Source organism: Pantoea sp. 18069, from assembly GCF_902706035.1.
In the GTDB taxonomy this organism is placed as follows: Bacteria; Pseudomonadota; Gammaproteobacteria; order Burkholderiales; family Burkholderiaceae_C; genus Comamonas.
This window is the reverse complement of sequence record NZ_CACSJA010000028.1, coordinates 48,838-71,215: the sequence shown is the minus strand read 5'-3', so window position 1 is coordinate 71,215 and position 22,378 is coordinate 48,838. Positions and strand designations below refer to the sequence as shown.

The 22,378-nt window shown below is 65.4% G+C and carries 21 protein-coding genes; 5 read left to right on the top strand and 16 right to left on the bottom strand.

Going from position 1 to position 22,378, the window contains the following annotated elements:
- Window positions 1-396: 396 nt before the first annotated feature.
- The 5 genes from gshB to GVL12_RS19260 form a co-directional block, all read right to left on the bottom strand.
- Complete coding sequence (gshB, locus tag GVL12_RS19280; RefSeq protein WP_159917095.1) at window positions 397-1,347, bottom strand: glutathione synthase; 951 nt, start codon at window positions 1,345-1,347, stop codon at window positions 397-399.
- A gap of 211 nt (window positions 1,348-1,558) precedes the next feature.
- Window positions 1,559-2,854 (bottom strand): glutamate--cysteine ligase, encoded by a 1,296-nt coding sequence (gene gshA / locus GVL12_RS19275; protein ID WP_159917093.1) that lies wholly within the window; start codon window positions 2,852-2,854, stop codon window positions 1,559-1,561.
- Between the two features lie 96 nt (window positions 2,855-2,950).
- Window positions 2,951-4,417, bottom strand: coding sequence for a TrkH family potassium uptake protein (locus tag GVL12_RS19270; protein WP_159917091.1), 1,467 nt, complete (start codon window positions 4,415-4,417; stop codon window positions 2,951-2,953).
- 10 nt (window positions 4,418-4,427) lie between these two features.
- Window positions 4,428-5,876, bottom strand: a complete 1,449-nt coding sequence (trkA, locus tag GVL12_RS19265) for a Trk system potassium transporter TrkA (RefSeq protein ID WP_159917089.1) — start codon at window positions 5,874-5,876, stop codon at window positions 4,428-4,430.
- A gap of 34 nt (window positions 5,877-5,910) precedes the next feature.
- A complete protein-coding gene (locus tag GVL12_RS19260) occupies window positions 5,911-7,191 on the bottom strand; it encodes a glutamate-5-semialdehyde dehydrogenase (protein WP_159917087.1) in 1,281 nt (426 codons plus the stop codon).
- A 123-nt stretch (window positions 7,192-7,314) separates the two neighbouring features.
- Here GVL12_RS19260 and GVL12_RS19255 point away from each other — a divergent pair, with 123 nt between their 5' ends.
- Entirely contained in the window at window positions 7,315-7,617 is a 303-nt protein-coding gene (locus tag GVL12_RS19255) for a hypothetical protein (RefSeq protein ID WP_159917086.1), read from the top strand.
- A gap of 291 nt (window positions 7,618-7,908) precedes the next feature.
- Here GVL12_RS19255 and holA read toward each other — a convergent pair whose 3' ends face one another.
- The 3 genes from holA to leuS are packed head-to-tail and all read right to left on the bottom strand — an operon-like array spanning window position 7,909 to window position 12,182.
- Window positions 7,909-8,955 (bottom strand): DNA polymerase III subunit delta, encoded by a 1,047-nt coding sequence (gene holA, locus GVL12_RS19250; protein ID WP_159917085.1) that lies wholly within the window; start codon window positions 8,953-8,955, stop codon window positions 7,909-7,911.
- 7 nt (window positions 8,956-8,962) lie between these two features.
- On the bottom strand, window positions 8,963-9,466 hold the full coding sequence (gene lptE / locus GVL12_RS19245; protein ID WP_159917084.1) for an LPS assembly lipoprotein LptE: 504 nt from the start codon (window positions 9,464-9,466) through the stop codon (window positions 8,963-8,965).
- A gap of 1 nt (window position 9,467) precedes the next feature.
- Window positions 9,468-12,182: a leucine--tRNA ligase gene (gene leuS / locus GVL12_RS19240; RefSeq protein WP_159917083.1), complete on the bottom strand. Its 2,715-nt coding sequence runs from the start codon at window positions 12,180-12,182 to the stop codon at window positions 9,468-9,470.
- Window positions 12,183-12,523: 341 nt separating this feature from the next.
- On the opposite strand from leuS, the gene GVL12_RS19235 reads away from it, so the two are divergent.
- On the top strand, window positions 12,524-13,765 hold the full coding sequence (locus tag GVL12_RS19235; protein ID WP_159917082.1) for a mechanosensitive ion channel family protein: 1,242 nt from the start codon (window positions 12,524-12,526) through the stop codon (window positions 13,763-13,765).
- Window positions 13,766-13,808: 43 nt separating this feature from the next.
- Here the strand turns inward: GVL12_RS19235 and GVL12_RS19230 are convergent, their stop codons facing one another.
- Genes GVL12_RS19230 through GVL12_RS19215 form a run of 4 tightly spaced genes read right to left on the bottom strand, consistent with a single transcriptional unit; the run spans window position 13,809 to window position 16,411 of the window.
- Window positions 13,809-14,255, bottom strand: a complete 447-nt coding sequence (locus GVL12_RS19230; RefSeq protein WP_159917081.1) for a biopolymer transporter ExbD — start codon at window positions 14,253-14,255, stop codon at window positions 13,809-13,811.
- Window positions 14,256-14,270: 15 nt separating this feature from the next.
- Window positions 14,271-14,951, bottom strand: coding sequence for a MotA/TolQ/ExbB proton channel family protein (locus GVL12_RS19225; RefSeq protein WP_200843914.1), 681 nt, complete (start codon window positions 14,949-14,951; stop codon window positions 14,271-14,273).
- Window positions 14,952-14,959: 8 nt separating this feature from the next.
- Window positions 14,960-15,790, bottom strand: a complete 831-nt coding sequence (dapB, locus tag GVL12_RS19220; RefSeq protein ID WP_159917080.1) for a 4-hydroxy-tetrahydrodipicolinate reductase — start codon at window positions 15,788-15,790, stop codon at window positions 14,960-14,962.
- Between the two features lie 60 nt (window positions 15,791-15,850).
- Window positions 15,851-16,411 (bottom strand): outer membrane protein assembly factor BamE, encoded by a 561-nt coding sequence (locus tag GVL12_RS19215; protein ID WP_159917079.1) that lies wholly within the window; start codon window positions 16,409-16,411, stop codon window positions 15,851-15,853.
- Between the two features lie 150 nt (window positions 16,412-16,561).
- Between GVL12_RS19215 and fur the strand changes: the two genes are divergently transcribed.
- Complete coding sequence (gene fur / locus GVL12_RS19210) at window positions 16,562-17,002, top strand: ferric iron uptake transcriptional regulator (RefSeq protein WP_159917078.1); 441 nt, start codon at window positions 16,562-16,564, stop codon at window positions 17,000-17,002.
- Between the two features lie 255 nt (window positions 17,003-17,257).
- Here the strand turns inward: fur and hprK are convergent, their stop codons facing one another.
- The 3 genes from hprK to raiA all read right to left on the bottom strand — a co-directional run bounded on the left by hprK (window position 17,258) and on the right by raiA (window position 19,189).
- Window positions 17,258-18,211, bottom strand: a complete 954-nt coding sequence (gene hprK / locus GVL12_RS19205) for an HPr(Ser) kinase/phosphatase (protein WP_159917076.1) — start codon at window positions 18,209-18,211, stop codon at window positions 17,258-17,260.
- A 20-nt stretch (window positions 18,212-18,231) separates the two neighbouring features.
- Window positions 18,232-18,705, bottom strand: a complete 474-nt coding sequence (locus GVL12_RS19200; RefSeq protein ID WP_159917074.1) for a PTS sugar transporter subunit IIA — start codon at window positions 18,703-18,705, stop codon at window positions 18,232-18,234.
- Between the two features lie 136 nt (window positions 18,706-18,841).
- On the bottom strand, window positions 18,842-19,189 hold the full coding sequence (raiA, locus tag GVL12_RS19195) for a ribosome-associated translation inhibitor RaiA (protein WP_159917072.1): 348 nt from the start codon (window positions 19,187-19,189) through the stop codon (window positions 18,842-18,844).
- 354 nt (window positions 19,190-19,543) lie between these two features.
- Here raiA and GVL12_RS19190 point away from each other — a divergent pair, with 354 nt between their 5' ends.
- On the top strand, window positions 19,544-20,464 hold the full coding sequence (locus GVL12_RS19190; protein WP_159917070.1) for a phosphoribosylaminoimidazolesuccinocarboxamide synthase: 921 nt from the start codon (window positions 19,544-19,546) through the stop codon (window positions 20,462-20,464).
- A gap of 362 nt (window positions 20,465-20,826) precedes the next feature.
- On the opposite strand, the gene GVL12_RS19185 is transcribed toward GVL12_RS19190, so the two are convergent.
- The gene (locus GVL12_RS19185) at window positions 20,827-21,783 is read right to left on the bottom strand and encodes a tetratricopeptide repeat protein (protein WP_159917068.1); all 957 of its coding nucleotides are present in this window, start codon (window positions 21,781-21,783) and stop codon (window positions 20,827-20,829) included.
- Window positions 21,784-21,875: 92 nt separating this feature from the next.
- Between GVL12_RS19185 and purE the strand changes: the two genes are divergently transcribed.
- Complete coding sequence (purE, locus tag GVL12_RS19180) at window positions 21,876-22,373, top strand: 5-(carboxyamino)imidazole ribonucleotide mutase (protein ID WP_159917066.1); 498 nt, start codon at window positions 21,876-21,878, stop codon at window positions 22,371-22,373.
- The last annotated feature ends 5 nt before the right edge of the window (window positions 22,374-22,378 follow it).

Sequence of the window (22,378 nt, the reverse complement as noted above, 5' to 3'; positions counted from 1 at the left end):
ATAAATTAAAGAATCAAAGTGAACTTCACTTCTTCTCTTCATGAGCGTTTGTAGTGCTATGCACTAGTTCCAAAAGAACTTGGCAGTTGCCTTCAAACGCCCACGCTTATCGGCTGTATATTTTTAAAGATCTGCAAGAAGTTTGACTTTCTTGCTGGGCTCGCTGTGATCAGCTGAGCCTTGAATTCTACAACAGTTTTAAAGACCCTGTCAACTTTAAGTTTCCCGCCACCCGATCAGTGAATGACTGTTTGAGCAGCGAAGCCTTGCATTGTAGCCCGGTTTTTGAACCGTTTTTCCAAACAAGACCCGAAATTCGAAACAGGCCTTTTCGGCCATACGCCGACCTTCGGTCGGCGTATGCACCGCAGCGCGGTGCATTTCTCAATGCGGGCATCAATTGTCGCGCAATTCCTGCTCGAGAGCGTCGATGAACAGGACAGCAACATCACAGCCAGTCTGGTCATGGATCTCCTGAAAGCAGGTCGGGCTGGTGACATTGATTTCGGTGATGCAGTCGCCGATGATGTCCAGGCCGACAAGCAGCAGCCCGCGCTGCATCAGGATGGGGCCCAGCGCTTCGGCGATGGCGCGGTCCTTGTCGCTCAGCGGCTGGGCCACGCCCTTGCCCCCCGCCGCGAGGTTGCCACGCACTTCGTTGCCCTGGGGAATGCGCGCCAGGCAATACGGCACGGGCTTGCCGCCGATCACCAGCACCCGCTTGTCGCCATCGACGATCTCGGGAAGGAATTTCTGCACCATCACGCTTTGCGCGCCATCGCGGTTGAGCGTCTCGATGATGCTGCCCAGATTGCGGCCATCGGCGCCCACGCGGAAGATGCCCATCCCGCCCATGCCGTCGAGCGGCTTGAGGATGATGTCCTGGTGCTCGGCATGGAAGGCACGGATTTCCTGCGCATCGCGCGTGACCAGCGTCGGCCCGATGAATTCGGGAAACTCCATGATCGCCAGCTTTTCCGGATGCTCGCGCAAGGCACTGGGCTTGTTGAGCACCTTGGCGCCTTCGCGTTCGGCCTGCTCGAGCAGGTGGGTCGCGTAGAAGAATTCGCTGTCGAACGGCGGGTCCTTGCGCATCAGCACCGCGTCGAACTCGGCCAGGGCCACACGGCGCGAGCCCTGCTCGGCAAACCATTCGTCGGCATCGCCCGTGAGCACGATGTCCCGCACCAGCGCCGAGACCTTGCCACCGCGCTGCCAGGAAATGCTTTGCACTTCGCAGGCGGCAACGGCGTGGCCGCGCCGCTGGGCTTCGCGCATCATGGCGAAGGTGGTGTCCTTGTTGATCTTGAAAGACGCGAGGGGGTCGGCGATGAAAAGAAGGTTCATGGTGGTGACAACAGTTGCAGGCCATGGAGGCCAGACGCCAGGGGAAGTCCCGCTTCCCGGCGGCACAGGAACAACGCGTGCAAGCACGCCAGCGCCCTACTGTTGCACAAATAGCCCCAGGCTGCCGGCCGGGCCATGGCCGCCCCTGCGCAGCAACGCAAAGTTCCATCTTGCAGCAGAGTGGATGTCGTCGGCCGACGACATCACCGCATCAATCGTAGATTTCGGCGTCGGGGTTGGTTGCTTCGAGCTCGTAGCTCGCCGCCAGCATCGCCAGCCGGCCGATCACGCCATACATGTAGAAGCGGTTGGGCGCGCTCGCGCCCGGGCGGGCGCCGAGTTGCGGCAACTGGGTGCTGTGCTCGAAGGCCAGCGGCACGAAGCTCGCGCCCGGGGCGTTGAGATTTTCGTCCATGCCACGTTCGGGATGCATGCGGTAGAAGCCGCCGACCACATAGCGGTCCATCATGTAGACCACGGGCTCGGCGACCGCGTTGTTCATGCGCTCCTGGGTCAGCACGCCTTCCTGGATGATCACGTCGTGCACCGCCTGGCCGTCCTTGATCACGCCCATCTTGTTGCGCGACTTGCGCGTGAGCACTTCGAGGTCCTTGGCGTCGCGCACCGTCATCACACCCATGCCGTAGGTGCCATGGTCGGCCTTGACCACGACAAACGGCTTTTCCTTGATGCCGTATTCCTTGTACTTGCGGCGGACCTTGGTCAGCAGCATGTCGACCTGTGCGCTGAGCCCGTCCATGCCCGTGCCGTCGTTGAAGTCCAGCCCTTCGCAGTGGGTGAACAGCGGGTTGATCAGCCAATGGTCTATGCCCAGCAGCTTGCCGAATCGCTTGGAGACTTCCTCGTAGCTCTGGAAATGGCGGCTCTTGCGGCGCACGCTCCAGCCCGCGTGCAGCGGCGGCAGCAGGTACTGCTCGTACAACTCTTCCAGAATGCCCGGCGGGCCGGCAGACAGGTCGTTGTTGAGCAAAATCGTGCAGGGATCGAAATCCTTCAGGCCCAGGCGGCGCTTGCTGCGGATCACGGGCTCCAGCGTCACCGATTCGCCGCTGGGCAGATTGATCACGGTGGTCTTCTTGATCTCGCGGCTGATGGAGCCCACGCGCACGTTGAGCCCGGCCATCTTGAAGATGCGCTGGAGCTGCACAACGTTGTTCAAATAGAACGTATTGCGCGTATGGTTTTCAGGAATGATCAGCAGGTTGCGGGCTTCGGGACAGATTTTTTCAATCGCCGCCATCGCCGCCTGCACTGCCAGAGGCAGCATTTCCTCGGTCAGATTGTTCCAGCCACCGGGAAAAAGATTGGTGTCGACAGGGGCAAGCTTGAACCCCGCATTGCGGATGTCGACAGACGAGTAGAACGGAGGCGTGTGCTCCATCCATTCCAGGCGAAACCAGCGCTCGATCGCGGGCATGGATTCGAGAATACGCTGTTCAAGCTCGTTGATGGGGCCCGTCAGAGCCGTGATGAGATGCGGAACCATTGGTACCCTCAAGAGACGGTGGTGTATTGGATTGTAGGGATTTGGCAACGACGCCGGCATTTACCCACCACCGATGGTAGTCCCGACTGCGTTGCGTCAGCGCCGCCAAAAGGAGGGTGTCAGCAATGCCATGAAGCTCAGAATCTCCAGCCGCCCCAGGAGCATGGCCAGCGTGCAGACCCAGATCTGAAAATCCGTGAGCCCCGCATAGTTGGACGCGGGACCCACAGTCCCCAAGCCCGGACCCATGCAGTGCACACTGGCCAAAACGGCGGTGAACGCGGTCACGGGATCGAGGTCGGTGAGCAGCAGCAGCATGCTCAGGATGATCACAGTGGCACCGTACACCAGCATGAAGGCCAGCACGGAGAAAATCATGCGATTGTCCACTACTGACGCGCCCAGCCGTACCGGCTGCACTGCGCGGGGGTGGACCAGATGCGTCAGTTCGCGCCGCGCCTGCTTGAGCAGAATCAGCATGCGCACCATCTTGATGCCGCCGCCGGTCGAGCCGGCACTGGTCGAAACGCCCGACAGCAGCAGCATCATCACCGGCAGGAAAACCGGCCAGCCGAGGTAGTCGACCGTCGCAAAACCGGTGGTGGTGGCGACCGAGATCACATTGAAGACGCCATAGCGCAAGGCTTCCAGCGGCGCATACACGCCCTTGACCCACAGCAGCAGCGCACCGAACAGGCCGCCGCCCACGAGCACGCCGATGGTGGCGCGCATTTCGGGGTCGCGCCAGAAACCGTGCAGCTGGCCCTTGCGCATGGCCACGAAGTAGAGCGCGAAATTGCAGCTGGCCAGCAGCATGAACAACAGGGCCACGGCCTCGAGCAGCGGCGAATCGAAATATGCAAAGCTCGCGTCATGCGACGACAGGCCGCCCAGGCTCACGGTGGTGAACATGTGCATCAACGCGTCCATGGGCGTCATGCCTGCGGCCCAGAAGGCCAGGCCACAGGCGATAGAAAAAACGGCGTATACGCCCCACAGGCCCTTGGCGGTCTCGGTCATGCGCGGCGTGAGCTTGGTGTCCTTGATCGGGCCCGCGGCTTCGGCGCGAAACAGCTGGCTGCCGCCCACGCCCAGCATAGGCAGCACGGCCACGGCCAGGATCAGAATCCCCATGCCGCCCAGCCACTGCAGGAAGGTGCGCCAGACGTTGATCGACAGCGGCAGGTCGCCCAGCCCGACGAGCACCGTCGAGCCCGAGGTCGTGAGACCGGACACGGCTTCGAAGTAGGCATGGGTGAACGAGACCGGCACGCCGACCTGGGGCAGCGCCAGCATCAGCGGCAGGCTTGCGCACAGCGGCAGCACCAGCCAGACCAGGCTCACCAGGATCACGCCGTGGCGCAACTGGAGCTCGCGGCGAAAGCGGCCCAGGCCCAGCCACAGCACCAGGCCGGCCGTGGCCGTGACCGCGATCGACAGCGGGTACACCTGCCACACGCTTTCGTGCTGCTGCCACGACACGGCCAGCGGCAGCAGCATGGCGAGCGCAAACATCACCAGCAGCATGCCCAGCACGCGAAGAACGGGAAACAGGTCGCGCATGGACGGGGGGTCAGAAGAAGGTGGCGCTCACGCGGAACAGCTTTTCCACATCGCGGACCAGGCGCTTGTTCGGCAGGAAGAACACCACATGGTCGTTGCTTTCGATCACCGTATGGCTGCGTGGAATGATGACCTGGGGCTCGCGCGCGTCCTTGTCCGCTTCGGCCTCCTCGAGGCCGCGCACGATCAGGCCGATATGCACTTCGAGCGGCAGGCGCAATTCCTCGACGCGGCGGCCGACCACGCGCGAGCTCTTGCGGTCGCCGCGCGCAACGATCTCCAGCGCTTCGGCCACGCCCCGGCGCAGGCTGTGCACGGCCTGCACATCGCCGCGGCGCGCGTAGGCCAGCAATTCGCCGAGCATCGCCTGGGCCGGCGACAGCGCGATGTCGATCTGCGTGCCGTGCATCAGGTCGGCATAGGTGCGGCGGTTGATCAGCGACAGCACGCGCGTGGCGCCCATGCGCTTGGCCAGCAGGCAGGACATGATGTTGTCCTCGTCGTCGTCGGTCAGCGCGAGGAACAGGTCGACGTCCTCCACGTTTTCGTCGCTCAGCAGGTCTTCGTCGGTCGAGTCGCCCTGCAGCACCAGCACTTCGGTCGGCAGCATGGCCGCAAGCTCGGTGCAGCGCTGCTCGCTTTCTTCCAGCACCTTGATATGGAACTGGCCCGGCACCTGGGCCAGCTGGCTGGCCAGGCGCTGGCCGACGCGACCGCCGCCGACGATCATGATGCGGCGCACGGGCTTGGCCTTCTGGCCGCGCGGGCGGTGCAGCGCGCTCAGGATTTCGGGCAGATGGTCGCGCGCGGCCAGCACGAAGACTTCATCGCCGGGCTCGATCAGCGTCATGCCGTCGCAGCGCACGAAGCGGTCAGGCTCGTCGGCGAAGCGCCGGTAGATCGCGACCAGGCGCATCGCCAGGTCGGGCATGCTGTCGCGCAACTCGCCGATGCGCAGGCCTACGGCCGGAGCGCCGGCACGCGCGCGCACCGAAGCCAGGCAGGCGCGGCCGCCCGCGAAAGCGCGCACCTGCAGCGACTCCGGGTACTCGATGAGCTTGCCGATATAGCGGGTCAGCGACTCTTCGGGGCAGATGATGCGGTCGACCGCAAAGCCTTCCTTGCCCAGCAGCGGCGAATCGGGCGCAAAGCCCGAGGAGCGCACGCGCGCAATCCGGGTCGGCACGCTGAACACCATGTCGGCGACCTTGCAGCACACCAGATTGGTTTCGTCCAGCGCCGCGCAGGCGATCAGCAAGTCGGTGTCGCGCGCGCCGGCTTCGGCGAGCACCGCGGCATCGGTGCCGTTGCCGACCACACCGCGCAGGTCGAAGCGCGACTCGAGTTCGCGCAGCCGGCGGCTGTCGGTGTCGATCACGGTGATGTCGTTGCGTTCAGACACCAGGCTTTCGGCCACGCTGTAGCCCACGCGTCCCGCACCCAGAATGATGATTTTCATGAAGCTCGCAGGTGATGCTGGACGCGGGGAACCGTCAGGCGCGGACTTCGCCGTCGCCCAGCACGACGTACTTGAGCGAAGTCAGGCCTTCGATGCCCACCGGGCCGCGCGCATGGAACTTGTCGGTGCTGATGCCGATTTCCGCGCCCAGGCCGTATTCGAAGCCGTCGGCAAAGCGGGTGCTGGTGTTGACCATCACGCTGGCCGAGTCGACTTCGCGCAGGAACTGCTGTGCATGGCGATGGTCGGTGGTGAGGATTGCTTCGGTGTGGGCACTCGAATAGCGGTTGATGTGGGCAATCGCCTCGTCGACGCCCGCCACCACCTTGATGCTGATGATGGGGGCCAGGTATTCCTCGCTCCAGTCCTGCTCGGTCGCGGGCACGAGCTGGGCGCCGGCCACGCCCTGCAGCAAGGCCAGGGATTCGGCGCAGCCGCGCATCTCGACGCCCTTGGCGGCGAAGACCGCGCCTATGGCCGGCAGGAACTGCGCCGCGACAGCGCGCGCCACGAGCAGGCTTTCGCTCGCATTGCAGGGGCTGTATTTGCTGGTCTTGGCGTTGTCGGCGACCTTGACGGCCATGGCCAGGTCGCAAGGGTCGTCGACATAGGTATGGCAGTTGCCGTCCAGGTGCTTGATGACCGGCACCTTGGCTTCGCGGCTGATGCGCTCGATCAGGCCCTTGCCGCCGCGTGGAATGATCACGTCCACATACTCGGGCATGGCGATGAGCTGGCCCACGGCCTCGCGGTCGGTGATCTGCACCAGTTGCACCGCGTGCTCGGGCAGGCCGGCTTCGGCCAGCGCCTGCTGCACCAGCCGGGCCAGCGCCTGGTTGGACGCAATCGCTTCGGAGCCGCCGCGCAGAATGCAGGCATTGCCGCTCTTGATCGACAGGCTCGCGGCTTCGATGGTGACGTTGGGGCGGCTTTCGTAAATCATGCCGAACACGCCGATGGGCACGCGCATCTGGCCCACGCGGATGCCGCTGGGCTGCTGCTTCATGCCGACAATCTCGCCGATCACGTCGGGCATGGCCGCGAGCTGCTCGCAGCCCTGGGCGCAGGTTTCGAGCACCTTGGGGCTCAGGCGCAGGCGGTCGACCATCGGGGCCGACAGGCCGTTGGCCTGGGCCGGCACCAGGTCGAGCGCGTTGTCGTCCTGCAGTGCGGCGGTGTTTTCACGCAGCAGCCGCGCCAGCGCCAGCAGCGCGCGGCTTTTGGTGGCCGCCGAGGCGCGGGCCATCTGTGCCGAGGCGGCTTTGGCCTGGGCACCAAGGGTGTGTGTGTATTCCACGATATTGAGCGCGTTCATGCCGAGATTTTGACCGAGTTGCAGCCCGCTGACCGCCGGGTGGCGCAGAAGCCTCATTTCCGGACGCGCAGCGCCTGCGGCTTGACGGCACAATGGCTGCATCGCCTCAAGGGAGAAACGGATATGACCGTCAATACCGCACTGTTTGAACTGCATGCGCTGCAACAGGCGTTGCAACAACTCACGGCCGGCAAGATCACGGCCAGCGAACTCAGCGCGCAGGCACGCGCCACGCCCCATCTGCTCGCCCGCCTGCCGCCGCGCTATGGAGAGGTGCTGCAGGACCTGCTCGACCGGCTCGAAGCGAGCGCGCTGTTCACCGAGGAAAGCTGCTCGTTCAGCCAGAGCGAGCTGCTGACCCACCTGCAGGGCTGGGCCGACAAGGCCCAGGAAACGCTGGAACTTACGCCGCAGGTGCCTGAATAACCGCTCTTCATGGCCGTTCGCTCTGCGACCTGAATCTGCAGAAGGATCGAAGTGTGTCCAGGAATACCGGCCCTTCGACAAGCTCAGGGCGAACGGGGAATCCGTTCGTGGTGAGCCTGTCGAACCATGAACGGCCTGCCCTCATGCCATGCTGTTTCTTGACAATGCCTTGCGAGACTTCGTCTCGCTTACCCCGCTCAGGGCGAACGGGTTTTTGAGGTCCGCTGCTTCCGGATAAGTCATTGCGAGACTCGCTCAGGACGAATGGAGCAGGCGCAGTGCACTCGCAAATCATTTGAAGGACTGCACCATCTCGAACGCCAGCCGGCGCAGCGCCTGCCAGCCGTCCTGCGGCCAGCCCGGGGACTTGAGGCCCTTGACGATGCCGTCGACGGTGTGCGCCGACTGCAGCAGCTGGGCCGCGGCCTGGTCGCCGAGCCGGGGCACGATGCGCTCGAAGAAGCGCTCCTTCGCGCCCCAGATGCGCTGCTCGCGCAGCGCCATGGGTAGCGGTCGGCCGGACGCGATCGCGTCCTTGACGCGCTTGAGCGCGCGGATGTCCTCGGCCAGCGCCCAGTGCACCAGCACTTCGGCCACGCCTTCGGCCTGCAGGCCGTCGAGCATGCGCTGCACGCGCACGAGCTGGCCCGACAGCACGGCGTCGGACAGCTTGAACACGTCGTAGCGCGCGACATTGAGCACCGCCTGTTCGATCTGTTCGCCGTGCAGCTCGCCGGCCGGGTAGAGCAGCGCGAGTTTCTGGATTTCCTGGTGCGCGGCCAGCAGATTGCCTTCGACACGGTCGGCGAAGAACTGCAGCGCGCGCTGCCCCTCCTCGCCCGCGACTACGCGCTGGCCCTGGGCGGCGAGCCGCTGGGCAATCCAGGGCGGCAGCGCCGCGCGCTCGATGGGATCGATCTGCAGCGTGACACCATGCGCGTCGAGCGCCGAGAACCAGGCACCGGTCCTGGTCGCCTTGTCCAGGCGCGGCAGCATGACCAGCGTCAGCGTGCTGTCGTTGCCCTGCGCGGATCCGGCCAATTGCTGCAGCGCCTGGCTGCCGTCCTTGCCCGGCTTGCCCGAAGGAATGCGGATCTCGAGGATCTGCTTGTCGGCGAACAGTGAGAGCGAGCCGCCCGCGGCGAGCACGGCGCTCCAGTCGAAGTGCGCGCCAGCCACCGTGTGGCTGCTGCGCTCGGAATAGCCCGCGGCGCGGGCCGCGGCACGGATCGCGTCGGCCGCTTCCTGCTGCTGCAGCGGCTCGTCGCCGTGCAGTGTGTAGAGCGCGCGCAAGCCCTTGCCCAGGTGGGCCTGGAGCTGGTTCAGGCCAAGCTGCATGCCACCCTCACAGTGTCTTCACGGCCGCGAGCCGGCGCAGCAACTGCTGCACCAGATCGGTTTGCATGTTGCGGAACAGCAGCAGCTCTTCCGCCTCTTTGGACAGGGCGATGGTTTCGTTGTAGCTGATGTCGCGCTGCTGCAGCAGTTCGGTCTCGGGAATGACCTCGTCGCCGTTGGGCTTGCGCAGCTTGAAACGCAGGCGCAGGCGCAGTTGCAGCTCGCGCACCTGGCCCGAGGCGTTGAGGCCCACGACCACGCGCTCCTGCTGCTCGCCGAGCAGCTCGAAGATGACTTCGGCGTCATCGGGCGAGCGCGGGTCGCGCAGCACCGTCAGTTGCTCGGTCGACGAGGCCAGCGTGCGCTCGAGCTCCCGCGCGAGCATGGACCCGCGCGGGGCCTGGATGAACAGTGAACGAAAGGCGAACTGGGGCACGCCGCGCAGGCGGAAGCCGCACGCCGCAAGCAGGGGCACCACGGACACCAGGGAGAGCAGCGTGCGTTTGCGCATGTCAGACCACCACGTTCACCAATCGGCCCGGCACCACCACCACTTTCTTGGGGGCAGCGCCTGCGGCCTGTTTCAGGAAGGCGTCGCTGGCCAGGGCCAGGCGCTCGATCTCGGCCTTGTCGGCCGTCGCGGCGACGCGTATCGAGCCGCGCAGCTTGCCGTTGACCTGCAGCATGAGTTCGATTTCATCCTGCACCAGCGCCGACGCATCGACCTGGGGCCAGGGGGCATCGAGCAGTTCACCCAGATGCTGGCTGTAGCCCAGGGCGCTCCACAGCGCATGCGTGACGTGGGGCGTGGCCGGGTACAGGCAGCGCAGCAGAATGCCGAAGCCTTCGATCGCCGCGATCTGGCCGTCGGCCGTATCCGTGCCCTTGAAGCTTTCGAGCGCGTTGATCATCTTCATCGCGCCCGAGACCACGGTGTTGTACTGCATGCGCTGGTAGTCGTAGTCCACCTGCTTGAGCACGGTATGGATTTCCAGGCGCAGGGCCTGGGCACCCTTGCCGAACGCCACGCCCGACAGGTCACGCGCGCTCGCGCCCACGGCATCGGCCGCAGCGTAGTCGCCGGCCAGCAGCTTGAAGCCGTAGTTGTAGACCCGGCGCAGGAAGCGGTAGCTGCCTTCGACAGCCGCATCGTTCCACTCGAGCGTGGCTTCGGGCGGCGCGGTGAACATGGTGTACAGGCGGGCGGTGTCGGCACCGTACTTGCCGATCAGTTCCTGCGGATCGATGCCGTTGTTCTTGGACTTGGACATGGTGCCCACGCCCTCGTAGTCGATCGCCGTGTCCACGGGCAGCAGACCGTCGGCGCTCTCGACCGCGACCTTGAGCTTGGCGCCCACGATCTTGCCGGTCTCGTCGAGCACATGCTCGACGTCCTTGGGCCAGAAGTATTCCTTCGCGCCCTTGGCCGTGCGGCGGCTGTAGATGTGGTTGAGCACCATGCCCTGGGTCAGCAGCTGCGAGAACGGCTCGTCGAACGTCACCAGGCCCAGATCGCGCATCACCTTGGTCCAGAAGCGCGCATACAGCAGGTGCAGAATCGCGTGCTCGATGCCGCCGATGTACTGGTCCATGCCGCTGCCGCGCATCCAGTAGTCGGTGCCGGCACCGACCATCTGCTCACTGTTCTTCGCGTCGCAATAGCGCATGAAATACCAGGAGCTGTCCACGAAGGTGTCCATGGTGTCGGTCTCGCGGCGCGCGCTCTTGCCGCAGCAGGGGCAGACCACGCCCGCATGGAAGGCTTCGCTCTTGACCAGCGGATTGCCCGAACCATCGGGCACCAGGTCCTGCGGCAGCACCACGGGCAGGTCTTTTTCGGGGACCGGCTGGGCGCCGCAATCGGTGCAATGGATGATGGGAATCGGCGTGCCCCAGTAGCGCTGGCGGCTCACGCCCCAGTCGCGCAGGCGCCAGGTGGTTTTCTTCTCGCCCAGGCCCTTGGCGGCGAACAGCTCGGCGACCTTGTCCACAGCCTGCGCATGGTTCAGGCCATCAAGCACGCCGGAGTTGACGCAGACGGCCTTTTGCTTGTCGCCGTACGAATCGGCCCAGGCGGCGTCGGAGAAGGTCTCGCCTTCCACGGCCACGACCTGGCGGATGGGCAGGTCGTATTTCTTGGCGAACGCGAAGTCGCGCTCGTCATGCGCGGGCACGCCCATCACGGCGCCGTCGCCATAGCCCATCAGCACGTAGTTGCCGACCCAGACTTCGACCGACTCGCCGGTCAGCGGATGGGTGACGAACAGGCCCGTGGCCATGCCTTCCTTTTCCTTGACCGCGAGTTCGGCTTCGGTGGTGCCGCCCTTCTTGCATTCCTCGATGAAGGCGGTGAGGGCCGGGTTGCCCGCGGCCGCATGCGTGGCCAGCGGGTGCTCGGGCGCCACGGCGCAGAACGTCACGCCCATGACGGTGTCGGCACGCGTGGTGAACACGTACATCTTGCCGTCCTGGATCAGCTGGCCCTGGCCGTCGCGGATGTCGTGCGTGAACGCGAAGCGCACGCCGCTGGACTTGCCTATCCAGTTTTCCTGCATCAGCCGCACCTTGTCGGGCCAGCCGGTCAGCGTCGCCTTGTCGTTGCCGACCTGGACATGGTCGAGCAGTTCCTGCGCGTAATCGGTGATCTTCAGGTAGTAGCCCGGGATCTCGCGCTTCTCGACGAGCGCGCCGGTGCGCCAGCCGCGGCCGTCGATGACCTGCTCGTTGGCCAGCACGGTCTGGTCGACCGGGTCCCAGTTCACGACCTGGGTCTTGCGGTAGGCAATGCCCTTGTCGAGCATCTTCAGGAACAGCCACTGGTTCCAGCGGTAGTACGCGGGGTCGCAGGTCGCGACTTCGCGGCTCCAGTCGATCGCCAGGCCCATCGACTGCATCTGCTTCTTCATGTAGGCGATGTTGTCGTAGGTCCACTGGGCCGGCGGCACCTTGTTCTTCAGCGCCGCGTTTTCCGCGGGCAGGCCGAACGCATCCCAGCCCATGGGCATCAACACGTTGAAACCCTTCATGCGCAGCTGGCGCGTGAGCATGTCGTTGATCGTGTAGTTGCGCACATGGCCCATGTGCAGCTTGCCGCTGGGGTAGGGCAGCATCGAGCAGGCGTAGAATTTCTTCTTGCTGTCGTCTTCGGTGACGCGGTAGGCGTCACGGGCGGCCCAGTGCTCATGCGCCGCGCGCTCGAGCTCGATGTGGTTGTATTTGTCTTGCATGATGGAGAGCGGGTTCCGGCAACAGGGGCGCCGGTGAAAGCCAAGGTCAACCGGGATTTTAGGCCGGACGCCACACCGCACCGCGGTGACCGGCTATCTCCCTGCGCAAAGCCCCCGCGCCGCAGCCTGCTGCGTGCGCCGACAAAAGGGTCTTGAGCGCGCGCGTCACCCGCCATCGCCGCTCTTGCCCCTATGCTGTGCAAGCCGCCTGACCGGCGTCGCGCCGCGCATGGAACTTGCGGCCCGGCCTCCGGTCTCACCCCGTCCTTTCCCCATCCCCCCGCTTTCTTGAGGAGTCACTTCTGGTGCGTTGGTCATTGATTTCCGAACTGGACCCATGGATGCAATCCATCGCGGGCCTGGTACTGCTGGCACTGCTGGCCGTTGCGAGCCGCTATCTGGCGCAATTTCTACTGCAGCGCGTCGTGCGCCGGGTGCGCCTGGGCCTGGCCGCGAACTGGGCAGAGATCCTGCTGCACGACAAGGTGCTGCGCCGGCTCGCGCAGACCGTGCCGTGGCTGGTGGTGCAGATCGGCATGGCGGACGTGCCCCACCTGCCGGCCCGGCTCCACGGGCTGCTGCTGAACCTGGCCATCGCGGTGAGCATCGTACTGGTACTGCGCACGTTCAACGCCCTGCTCGATGCGATGAACGATAGCCATGACCGCAAGGAGCAGCTCAAGCTCTCGACCCATTCGATCAAGAGCTATGTGCAACTGGGCAAGCTGCTGGCGGTGATGATCGCCGCCGTGCTGATCATGGCCACGCTGCTGGACCGCTCGCCGCTGCTGCTGCTGTCGGGCCTGGGAGCCATGTCGGCGGTGCTGATGCTGGTCTTCAAGGACACCATCCTGTCGTTCACCGCGGGCGTGCAGCTGGGCTCGAACGACATGATACGCGTCGGTGACTGGGTGGAAATGCCCCAGGTCGGCGCCGACGGCTTCGTGATCGACATCGCGCTGAACATCGTCAAGGTGCAGAACTGGGACAAGACCATCACCACCATTCCCACCTGGAAGCTGATGAGCGACAGCTTCAAGAACTGGCGCGGCATGTCGCAATCGGGCGTGCGCCGCATCCGGCGCGCGCTGCGCATCGACGCCGACACCATCCGGGTGCTTGACGCCACGCAGCTCGAGCAGCTTTCGCGGATTGCGCTGCTGCAGAATTTCCTGGCCGAGAAGCGCGCCCAGACCGCGGCGCTGCCGGCTTCGGCGCTCGCGCAGGCCGCGCCCTTCCACCCGCTGCAGCTCACCAATCTGGAGCTGCTGCGCGCCTATGCCTATGCCTACCTCCAGGTCCATCCCGGGATCAGCCGCGAAGTCTTCATGCTCGCGCGCACGCTCGAGCCGACGGCCGAAGGCGTACCGCTGGAGCTGTACTGCTACACCTCGACCTCGGTCTGGGTCGAGTACGAAGGCATCCAGGGCAGCATTTTCGACCACCTGATCGGCGTGCTGCCGGAGTTCGGCCTGCGGCTGTACCAGCGCCCCTCGGGCAGCGATGTGCTGTCGGGGCTGCGGCCGCTGGCGCAGGGCAGCCTGGCGCAGGGCAACCTGGCGCAGGGCGCAGGGCCGCGCTGAACGGACAGGCTCCGCCAAGGCGGATTCGGGACCAACGGACTTTCTAGCGCGTGCCCTGGGCCTCGGCCGGCTCGGCGACAAAGCCTATGCGCGCCAGCCCGGCCGCATGGGCCCAGCCCATCACCGCCACCACCCGGCCATAGGGCACGGCGGCATCGGCGCGCAACTGCAGTTCGGCCTGGGGCTGGGCCGCACCCAGCGCAGCCAGGCGTTCACGCAGCGCCGCCTCCGGCATTTCCTGCCCGTCGATCCACAGCCGGCCCTGGGCGTCGACTTCGAGCGCAATCGCCTGCTGCGGCGTTGGTGGTGCCATCGGCGCCGTGCCCTGGGCCTGGGGCAATTGCACGCGCAGTGCGGCCGCGAGCACGGGCGCGGCAAGAATCAGGATGACGACCAGCACCAGCATCACGTCGACCAGCGGCGTGACGTTGATGCCGCTCAGCGGCTCAGGCGAAGTACTGGTGCGACGGTCGAAGCGGCCGAATGCCATGGCGCGCCGCCTGGATCAGGCCGCATCCGCGGATCTGGCGCCGTCGCCGAAGACCGCCTGCAGATCGTGGGCAAAACCTTCGAGCTCGGCCTCGATGCGGCCCGCGCTGCGGCCCTGCAGGTTGTAGCCGAGCACTGCGGGAATCGCCACGGCCAGGCCGGCAGCGGTCATCACCAGCGCTTCGCCCACCGGCGCCGCGAGCTGGGCGATGCCTACGCTCTGGCTGCCGGCCAGCAGCGTCAGCGCATGGTGTATGCCCCAGACCGTGCCCAGCAGGCCGACGAACGGCGCCAGCGTTCCCACCGAGGCCAGCAGCACCTGCCCCCACTGCAGCGGCGCGCTGGCGGACTGCAGCGCGGCGCGCAGGCCGCGCGTGAGCTGGGCCGATGCCGCGCCCTGTTGCGCCAGCGGCGGGGCGTCTGCGCGATGCTCAGGCGTGCGCTGCGCAGCCAGCGCATGGACCAGCGGCAGCACCAGACCGCTGCGGTCCAGCGCCGCGACCTGGTCGCGGGCCGCCGCCACCGTGGGCGCGCGCCAGAACGCGGCCACGCACTGCGGCACCTGGCGGCGGCTGCGCGCCAGCAGCCAGGCCTTGTAGACCATGACCACCCAGCTCGCAACCGACAGCACCAGCAGCAGCAAGGCCGTGGCCTGCGTGACCGCGTCGCCTTGGGTGAGCCAGAGCCAGCGGTCCATGGGGTGGGTCAGCGCAGGCCGAGCACGTCGAACATGTCGAACATGCCCTGGGGCTTGTCGGCGAGGAAGCGCACGGCGCGCAGGCTGCCCTGGGCGTAGGTCTCGCGGCTCGAGGACTTGTGCGTGATTTCGATGCGCTCGCCCGTACCGGCAAACAGCACGGTGTGGTCGCCGACGATGTCGCCGCCGCGCACCGTCGCAAAACCGATGGATGAAGGGTCGCGCGCGCCGGTATGGCCGTAGCGTTCGTAGACCGCGCATTCGGCCAGGTCGCGGCCCAGCGCGTCGGCAATCACTTCGCCCATCTTGAGCGCCGTGCCCGAAGGCGCGTCGACCTTGTGGCGATGGTGGGCTTCGATGATTTCGATGTCATAGCCCGTGGACAGCGCCTTGGCCGCCATTTCGAGCAGCTTGAGCGTGACGTTGACGCCCACGCTCATGTTCGGCGCGAGCATCACCGCGACCTGCTGGGCGCCTTCGGCCAGCGTCTTCTTCTCTTCATCGCTAAAGCCGGTCGTGCCGATCACCAGCTTCACGCCCAGCGCCGTGCAGGCCTCGAGGTGGGCCAGCGTGCCTTCGGGGCGCGTGAAATCGATCAGCACCTGGGCCTGGGCCAGGCCTTCGCGCAGGTCGGACGTGATGGCCACGCCGCTGGCGCTGCCCAAAAAGGCCGTGGCGTCCATGCCCAGCGCCGGGCTGCCCGGCACGTCGAGCGCGCCCGCGAGAACGCAGTCGTCGCTGTTGTGGATGGCTTCGATCAGCATGCGGCCCATGCGGCCGGACGCGCCGGCAACGGCTACACGGTGACGCCCGGAAGTGGGCGAGGAATTCGCGGTCATGGTGGTAATCCTGGGAAAGCGGCCGGGCAGCGCGCGCAGGCGCAGCGCCGGCGAAAAAACTCAGCGGCCCGGGGCTTCGAGCGGCGGGTACTGCTTGGGGGTGTCCACGGGCGCGAGCACTTCGGCCTCGGCGGCCGGCGCGGCTGGCGCGGGGAAGCGCGCGAGCTGCTCGGGCGTGGCTTCTAGCACCGGCACCTTGCCGCCGGCCTTGGTCGAACCCAGGGTCGCGACGAAGTCGGCTTCGGACGGCATTTCATCGCCTTCGTGGCGCACCAGGCTGTCGCCATCGAAGAACACCGTGAGCTTGCGGGTCTGGATTTCCAGATCCTTGCGCTTGAGCGTGAACACATATTCCCAGCGGTCCGCGTGGAACACACTGGTCAGCAACGGCGTGCCGAGGATATCGCGCACCTGCTGGCGGCTCATGCCAGCAGCGAGGGCTTCGACCTGTTCACGGGACACGAAATTGCCCTGGACCACTTCGACCTTGTAAGGAGTGACAGCGCTGGCAGCGCTGGCGATGCGATGGCTCGCACTGTCAAGGCTGCCGCAGGCAGCCAGGACGGCAGCGACCACCACAGTCAGCGCCAGACGGGCACTGCAACGGACTTGGACATGCATGGGTATGGCTTAGGGGATATGATGAAATCATTGTAGCGGCTGGTCCTTCCAGTACTCGACATTCTCCACACCCTCGGTGCGAGGGCCATTTCTGCTGCCTGTGCTGCGCCGGTACCGGATATGCTCGCAGGCACTCCCAAAGACCCTGTCATGACGAATATCGACGAACTCAAAAGCACGGGCCTCAAGGCCACCCTGCCCCGCCTCAAGATTCTGGAAATCTTCCAGAAAGGCGCGCAGCGCCACATGACCGCCGAAGACGTGTTCCGCGTGCTGCTCGACGAGCGCTCGGACATCGGCCTGGCCACGGTCTACCGGGTCCTGACGCAGTTTGAACAGGCCGGCATCCTGATCCGCAGCAATTTCGAAAGCGCCAAGGCCGTCTACGAGCTCAACGAAGGTCAACACCACGACCATTTCATCTGCACCGTCTGCGGCAAGGTCGAAGAGTTCTACGACGCCGAAATCGAAAAGCGCCAGGTGCAGATCGCCAAGAGCAAAGGCTGGGTCATTCACGACCACGCAATGTCGCTGTACGGCCAGTGCACGGCCTGCGCCAAGGGCGCACCCGGCCATACCGGTCACCGCTGAAACAGTCACACACACAAAAGGCGCCTCGGCGCCTTTTTTCATCGCCGGGCCGCCCCAAGATGAAAAGCAGCCCCCTTGGGGGGCAGCGGACCTTGTGCAGCAAGGGGAGCGTGGGGGCCTTTTTTCATCGCCGGGCCGCCCCAAGATGAAAATGCCCCCTTGGGGGGCAGCGGCTACGCGAAGCGAGCAAGCGTGGGGGCCATTTTTCATCGCCGCGCCGCCCCAAGGCGGCGAACGGCTTCTGGGGGGCATTTTTCAGCCTTTGCCCTGCTCCATCGCACGCCGGTGGCGGTCTATGAATTCCTGGTAGGTGTCGATGCCCCGCAGCTGCAGGATGGTATTGCGCACCGCAGCCTCGACCAGCACGGCGATATTGCGCCCCGCGACCACCTGGATCACCGCCTTGAGCACCGGCACGCCGAGCACGTCCTGGGTCAGGGGCTCGTAGGGCATGCGTTCGTATTCGCGCTCCAGCGTTTCCTTGCGCACCAGGTGCACGATCAGCTTGAGGCGCATCTTGCGGCGCACCGCGGTTTCGCCAAAGATCGCGCGGATGTCGAGCAGGCCGATGCCGCGCACTTCGAGCAGGTTCTGCAGCAGCTCGGGGCACTTGCCTTCGATCGTCGCCTGGTTGATGCGGTACAGGTCGACGGCGTCGTCGGCGACAAGGCCATTGCCGCGCGAAATCAGTTCGAGCCCGAGCTCGCTCTTGCCCAGCCCGGACTCGCCGGTGATCAGCACGCCCATGCCCAGAATGTCCATGAACACGCCGTGCATGGTGGTGCGGTCGGCGAAATGCTTGGACAGGTAGGCGCGCAGCACATCGATCACGAACGCCGCGGCCTCATCGGTCGAGAACATCGGGATCTGCGCCTGCTCGCACATGGACAGCAGCTCGGGCGGGGCGACCTGGCCGTCGGCCAGCACCAGCACCGGCGGCTGCAGCGTCACGATGCGCGCAACGCGGCGCTGGCAGTCAATCGACGTGGACTTGCACAGGTAGGCGATTTCGCGTTCGCCGAGCACCTGCAGACGGTAGGGATGGATGTAATTGAGGTAGCCGACCAGATCGGCACCCGAGCGTGCCGAGCGCACGGCCATTTCATCGAAACGCCGCTCCGACGCGCCCAGGCCCGCGACCCATTCCCAGTGCAGGGACGTGCGGAAGGCCTGAAACAGCAGGTCGGCGCTGATCGCATTCGGTCGCATGGACAGCCCCGGTCAGGCTATTAAGACAGCGGCGCCGCCGTCGACTGCCAGCGCGCCAGCATCTCGTGCAGCAGCTCGGCGTCGTCGCAGGCCTTGATTTGCTCGCGCAAACTGGTATCGCTGAGCAGCTCGGCGATCTCGGACAGGATTTCCAGGTGCTTTTGCGTCGCCGCTTCGGGCACCAGCAGGAAGATCAGCAGGCCCACGGGCTGCTCATCGGGCGCATCGAAACCAATCGGATTGGCAAGCTGGAAGACGGCCGCCATCGGCGCCTTCAATCCCTTGATGCGGCCATGGGGAATGGCCACACCATGGCCCAGGCCGGTCGAGCCCAGGCGCTCGCGCGCAAACAGGCTGTCGGTGATCAGCGCACGGGACAGGCCATGCAGGCTTTCAAACAACAGCCCGGCTTCTTCGAAAGCGCGTTTCTTGCTGGTGGCGTCAACGCTCACAAGGACTTGAGCGGCAGGCAGGATGGAGGCTAGACGGTTCATGGTGTTAGGAGGAATTATGCACGCTCCGCTCCGACGGTGCCGGGAATACCCGAGGCATGTGAAAAAGCCGCCTTGCGGCGGCTTTTGCTGTCAGATGGCACCCATATTTCGCCAACGTGGCGACAGGGACGGCATTTCAGGCCTGTGCCAGCACCATCGCGTCGCGTTTGGGCGTATCGAAACGCCCTGATTGCAAGCGTGTCTTGTGTTCCACGACCTTGCGGTCCAGCTTGTCGACCAGCGCATCGACGGCGGCATACAGATCGAAATGCGAACTCTGGGCAAACAGGTCACTGCCCTTGACGCGTACCGTGCATTCAGCGCGCTGGCGCTTGTCCTTTTCCTTTTGGTTCTCCACGGTCAGCAAAACCTTGACATCCACTACCTGATCGAAGTGCCGAAGAATCCGCTCGAGCTTGTTCATCACATAGCTGCGCAACGCCGGGGTCACCTCGAGGTGGTGACCACTGATAATCAAATTCATACGAAAGCCTCCTTGCCCAAGGTAAATAAAGCCCCTTCCAGTAATACTGTCACTGGCCGGGCTTGCAAGCTTGAATGCGCATTCGTTGCTTGGTTTCACTATGCGCCCTGCCCCCGGCAAATGCAAACCGATAACGGTATGCCGCAGTAGGTTTTGGGCCGGCGTTGCCCAAGCGCTGCAAAACCACGCACAATCGTTGGAGTTGATGCACTACGCCCGGCCGGCCTGCCTTCACCGAGCCGCGCGGGCCGCCAGCGGGCGCAAAGGGCACAAAAGGCCGGCCCCGGGCCTTAAAATCCTGCCAGGTAAGGGTCCGGCACCCTGCCCAGGCCTTGATCGCAACCATTCGTACCCATGAACCAGTCCAGCCTTTCCGCCCTGCACACCTCTGCCCTGACTTCGCTGCCCCTGCTGGCGCGCGGCAAGGTCCGTGACAACTACGCCGTGGGCGATGACCGCATCCTGATGGTCGCCAGCGACCGCCTGTCGGCCTTCGACGTGATCATGGGCGAGCCCATTCCCGGCAAGGGCGTGCTGCTGACGCAAATGGCCTTGTTCTGGTTCGACAAGCTCGGCCACATCTGCCCCAACCACCTGACCGGCGACGCGCCCGAAAGCGTGGTGACGCCCGCTGAACTGCCCCAGGTGACAGGCCGCTCGATGCTGGTCAAGCGCCTCAAGCCCATCCTGGTCGAAGCCGTGGTCCGTGGTTATCTGGCCGGCAGCGGCTGGCAGGAATACCAGGCAAGCCAGTCGGTCTGCGGCGTGCCCCTGCCCGCCGGCCTGACCAACGCCGCCAAGCTGCCCGAGCCGATCTACACGCCCGCGGCCAAGGCCGAGATGGGCGACCATGACGAGAACATCACGTTCGAACGCACGGTCGAGATGGTCGGCGAGGAGCTCGCCACGCGCATCCGCGACCTGAGCATCCAGATCTACCGTGAAGCCGCGGCGATTGCGCTGACCAAGGGCATGATCATTGCCGACACCAAGTTCGAATTCGGCCTGACCGACGACGGCGAACTGGTGCTGATGGACGAAGTGCTGACGCCCGACAGCTCGCGCTACTGGCCCGTCGAAGGCTACGCCGACGCGCTGGCCGCGGGCGCCAACCCCCCGAGCTACGACAAGCAGTTCGTGCGCGACTGGCTCGAACAGGCCAAGGTCAACGGCAAGCCCTGGGACAAGACCGCCCCCGCACCGCGCCTGCCCCAGGAAGTGATCACCAAGACCGCGGCCAAGTACCGCGAAGCGCTGGATCGACTGACGGCTTGATTTAGCGCCTTTGGCAAACGGCAAACCGGCCCTTGTGGCCGGTTTTGCTTTTGCGGGTTTTTTGAGGGCAGACCGTTCACCCTTCGATGCGGCCGACCAGGCGGGCTCTGGAGGAACGGGAAAGGGCCTCCGCTCTGAGAACTAGAGCGGCGGGCGCCGCTGGCGCCCAACGGGCGTATGCGCAGGGCGGCCCGAGCGGCGCCGGGCCGCCCCAAGCCGCGAGCGCCCCCCTTGGGGGGGCAGCGCAGCTACGCGAAGCGAGCAAGCGTGGGGGGGCCGCCGCCGCCGCCGGGCCGCCCCAAGGCGGCGGACGGCCCCCTCGGGGGGCAGCGCAGCTACGCGAAGCGAGCAAGCGTGGGGGCTTAATTCAATGCCATGCTGAGCTTGCGCCGATAGCTGTTGAGCAGGGCCGTGGTTTCATCTTCCTGGTGTGCCGACTTGCCCATCAGCTCGATGCCGCCGGCGGTCTTGCCCGGCACGCTGGCGTCGGCCTTGGGCTTGGGCGGCGTGAGCAGTTCGAGCACGCCGACATACAGCTTGCGCGCCGCGTCCTGGTTCCAGGTCTTGTCGCGCATGATGATTTCGAGCAGCTCGTCCATGGCTTCGGTCCACTGGCCTTCGGCGACCAGCACCCGGGCCTTGTCGAAACGGGCGTCGAAATCGCGGCGGTTGGCGGCGATCAGCGCGTCGAAATCCTCGAGCGGCCAGTTGCCGCGCTCATTGGTGTCGACGAACTTCAGCGCATCGAGCCAGCGCGACAGCGCGTCGAAGCGCAGCGCCAGCGGAATGCGCTTGAGCGGCTCGCGCAGCAAAGCCTCGGCTTCCTCGAAGCCGCCCGTGGCGATCAGCAGGCGCAGGTAGTCGAAGCGCGCGTCGTCGTTGCCCGGGTCGGCGGCCAGCGCGTCGGCGAGCTTTTGCAGCGCCGCGCCGGTGTCGCCGGCCTCGAGCAGCTGCTGGGCTTCATCGACATCGGCTTCGGCCGTGAGCGTGGCTTCGGAGGGCAGGTGCTTGTCGAGGAAGGCGCGCAACTGGCCTTCGGTCTGGGCGCCCATGAAGCCGTCCACGGGGCGGCCGCCCATCATCAGCACGCAGGTCGGCACCGAGCGGATGCCGAACATTCCGGCGAGCTGCTGCTCCTGGTCGGAATCGATCTTGACCAGCTTGAAACGGCCGGCATAGTCGACCTCGAGCTGGTCCAGCAGCGGGCCCAGGGTCTTGCACGGACCGCACCAGGGGGCCCAGAAGTCCACCAGCACGGGCACGTCCATCGAGGCGGTGACCACCTCGGCTTCAAAATTTTCTATAGTGACATCGATCATGGCTCGAAGCCCTTTGACGGGCCGGTGGATAAGGGAAAAGTAAAATCACGGGTTCCACTTTGGACGGCGGCTGCACAGCCGCCCCACTTGACATGAAACCCATTCAAATCGGCGTGGTCATGGGCTCCAGCAGCGACTGGGACACTATGCAACACGCAGTGCAGATTCTCCAGCAATTTGGCATCGCCCATGAAGCGCAGGTCGTCTCGGCGCACCGTATGCCAGATGATATGTTCGCCTATGCCGAAGCGGCTGCAGGCCGAGGGCTCAAAGCCATCATTGCCGGTGCGGGCGGCGCAGCCCACCTGCCGGGCATGATCGCGGCCAAAACCCCGGTGCCCGTACTGGGCGTTCCGGTCGCGAGCCGCCACCTCCAAGGTGTCGACTCGCTGCACTCCATCGTGCAGATGCCCAAGGGAATTCCCGTGGCGACCTTTGCCATCGGCCAGGCCGGCGCGGCCAATGCGGCCCTGTTTGCCGTGGCCCTGCTGGCCAATGAAGACCCGGCACTGCGCGCAAAGCTCGAAGCCTTTCGCGCCGAACAGACGGCCGCGGCCCGCGCCATGACCCTGCCGCCGGTGGCTGCATGAGCGCG

Coding starts and splice junctions, on each gene's coding strand:
- gshB (WP_159917095.1), bottom strand. CDS start 1,347: ATGAACCTTCTTTTCATCGCCGACCCCCTCGCGTCTTTCAAGATCAAC.
- gshA (WP_159917093.1), bottom strand. CDS start 2,854: ATGGTTCCGCATCTCATCACGGCTCTGACGGGCCCCATCAACGAGCTT.
- GVL12_RS19270 (WP_159917091.1), bottom strand. CDS start 4,417: ATGCGCGACCTGTTTCCCGTTCTTCGCGTGCTGGGCATGCTGCTGGTG.
- trkA (WP_159917089.1), bottom strand. CDS start 5,876: ATGAAAATCATCATTCTGGGTGCGGGACGCGTGGGCTACAGCGTGGCC.
- GVL12_RS19260 (WP_159917087.1), bottom strand. CDS start 7,191: ATGAACGCGCTCAATATCGTGGAATACACACACACCCTTGGTGCCCAG.
- GVL12_RS19255 (WP_159917086.1), top strand. CDS start 7,315: ATGACCGTCAATACCGCACTGTTTGAACTGCATGCGCTGCAACAGGCG.
- holA (WP_159917085.1), bottom strand. CDS start 8,955: ATGCAGCTTGGCCTGAACCAGCTCCAGGCCCACCTGGGCAAGGGCTTG.
- lptE (WP_159917084.1), bottom strand. CDS start 9,466: ATGCGCAAACGCACGCTGCTCTCCCTGGTGTCCGTGGTGCCCCTGCTT.
- leuS (WP_159917083.1), bottom strand. CDS start 12,182: ATGCAAGACAAATACAACCACATCGAGCTCGAGCGCGCGGCGCATGAG.
- GVL12_RS19235 (WP_159917082.1), top strand. CDS start 12,524: ATGCAATCCATCGCGGGCCTGGTACTGCTGGCACTGCTGGCCGTTGCG.
- GVL12_RS19230 (WP_159917081.1), bottom strand. CDS start 14,255: ATGGCATTCGGCCGCTTCGACCGTCGCACCAGTACTTCGCCTGAGCCG.
- GVL12_RS19225 (WP_200843914.1), bottom strand. CDS start 14,951: ATGGACCGCTGGCTCTGGCTCACCCAAGGCGACGCGGTCACGCAGGCC.
- dapB (WP_159917080.1), bottom strand. CDS start 15,790: ATGACCGCGAATTCCTCGCCCACTTCCGGGCGTCACCGTGTAGCCGTT.
- GVL12_RS19215 (WP_159917079.1), bottom strand. CDS start 16,411: ATGCATGTCCAAGTCCGTTGCAGTGCCCGTCTGGCGCTGACTGTGGTG.
- fur (WP_159917078.1), top strand. CDS start 16,562: ATGACGAATATCGACGAACTCAAAAGCACGGGCCTCAAGGCCACCCTG.
- hprK (WP_159917076.1), bottom strand. CDS start 18,211: ATGCGACCGAATGCGATCAGCGCCGACCTGCTGTTTCAGGCCTTCCGC.
- GVL12_RS19200 (WP_159917074.1), bottom strand. CDS start 18,705: ATGAACCGTCTAGCCTCCATCCTGCCTGCCGCTCAAGTCCTTGTGAGC.
- raiA (WP_159917072.1), bottom strand. CDS start 19,189: ATGAATTTGATTATCAGTGGTCACCACCTCGAGGTGACCCCGGCGTTG.
- GVL12_RS19190 (WP_159917070.1), top strand. CDS start 19,544: ATGAACCAGTCCAGCCTTTCCGCCCTGCACACCTCTGCCCTGACTTCG.
- GVL12_RS19185 (WP_159917068.1), bottom strand. CDS start 21,783: ATGATCGATGTCACTATAGAAAATTTTGAAGCCGAGGTGGTCACCGCC.
- purE (WP_159917066.1), top strand. CDS start 21,876: ATGAAACCCATTCAAATCGGCGTGGTCATGGGCTCCAGCAGCGACTGG.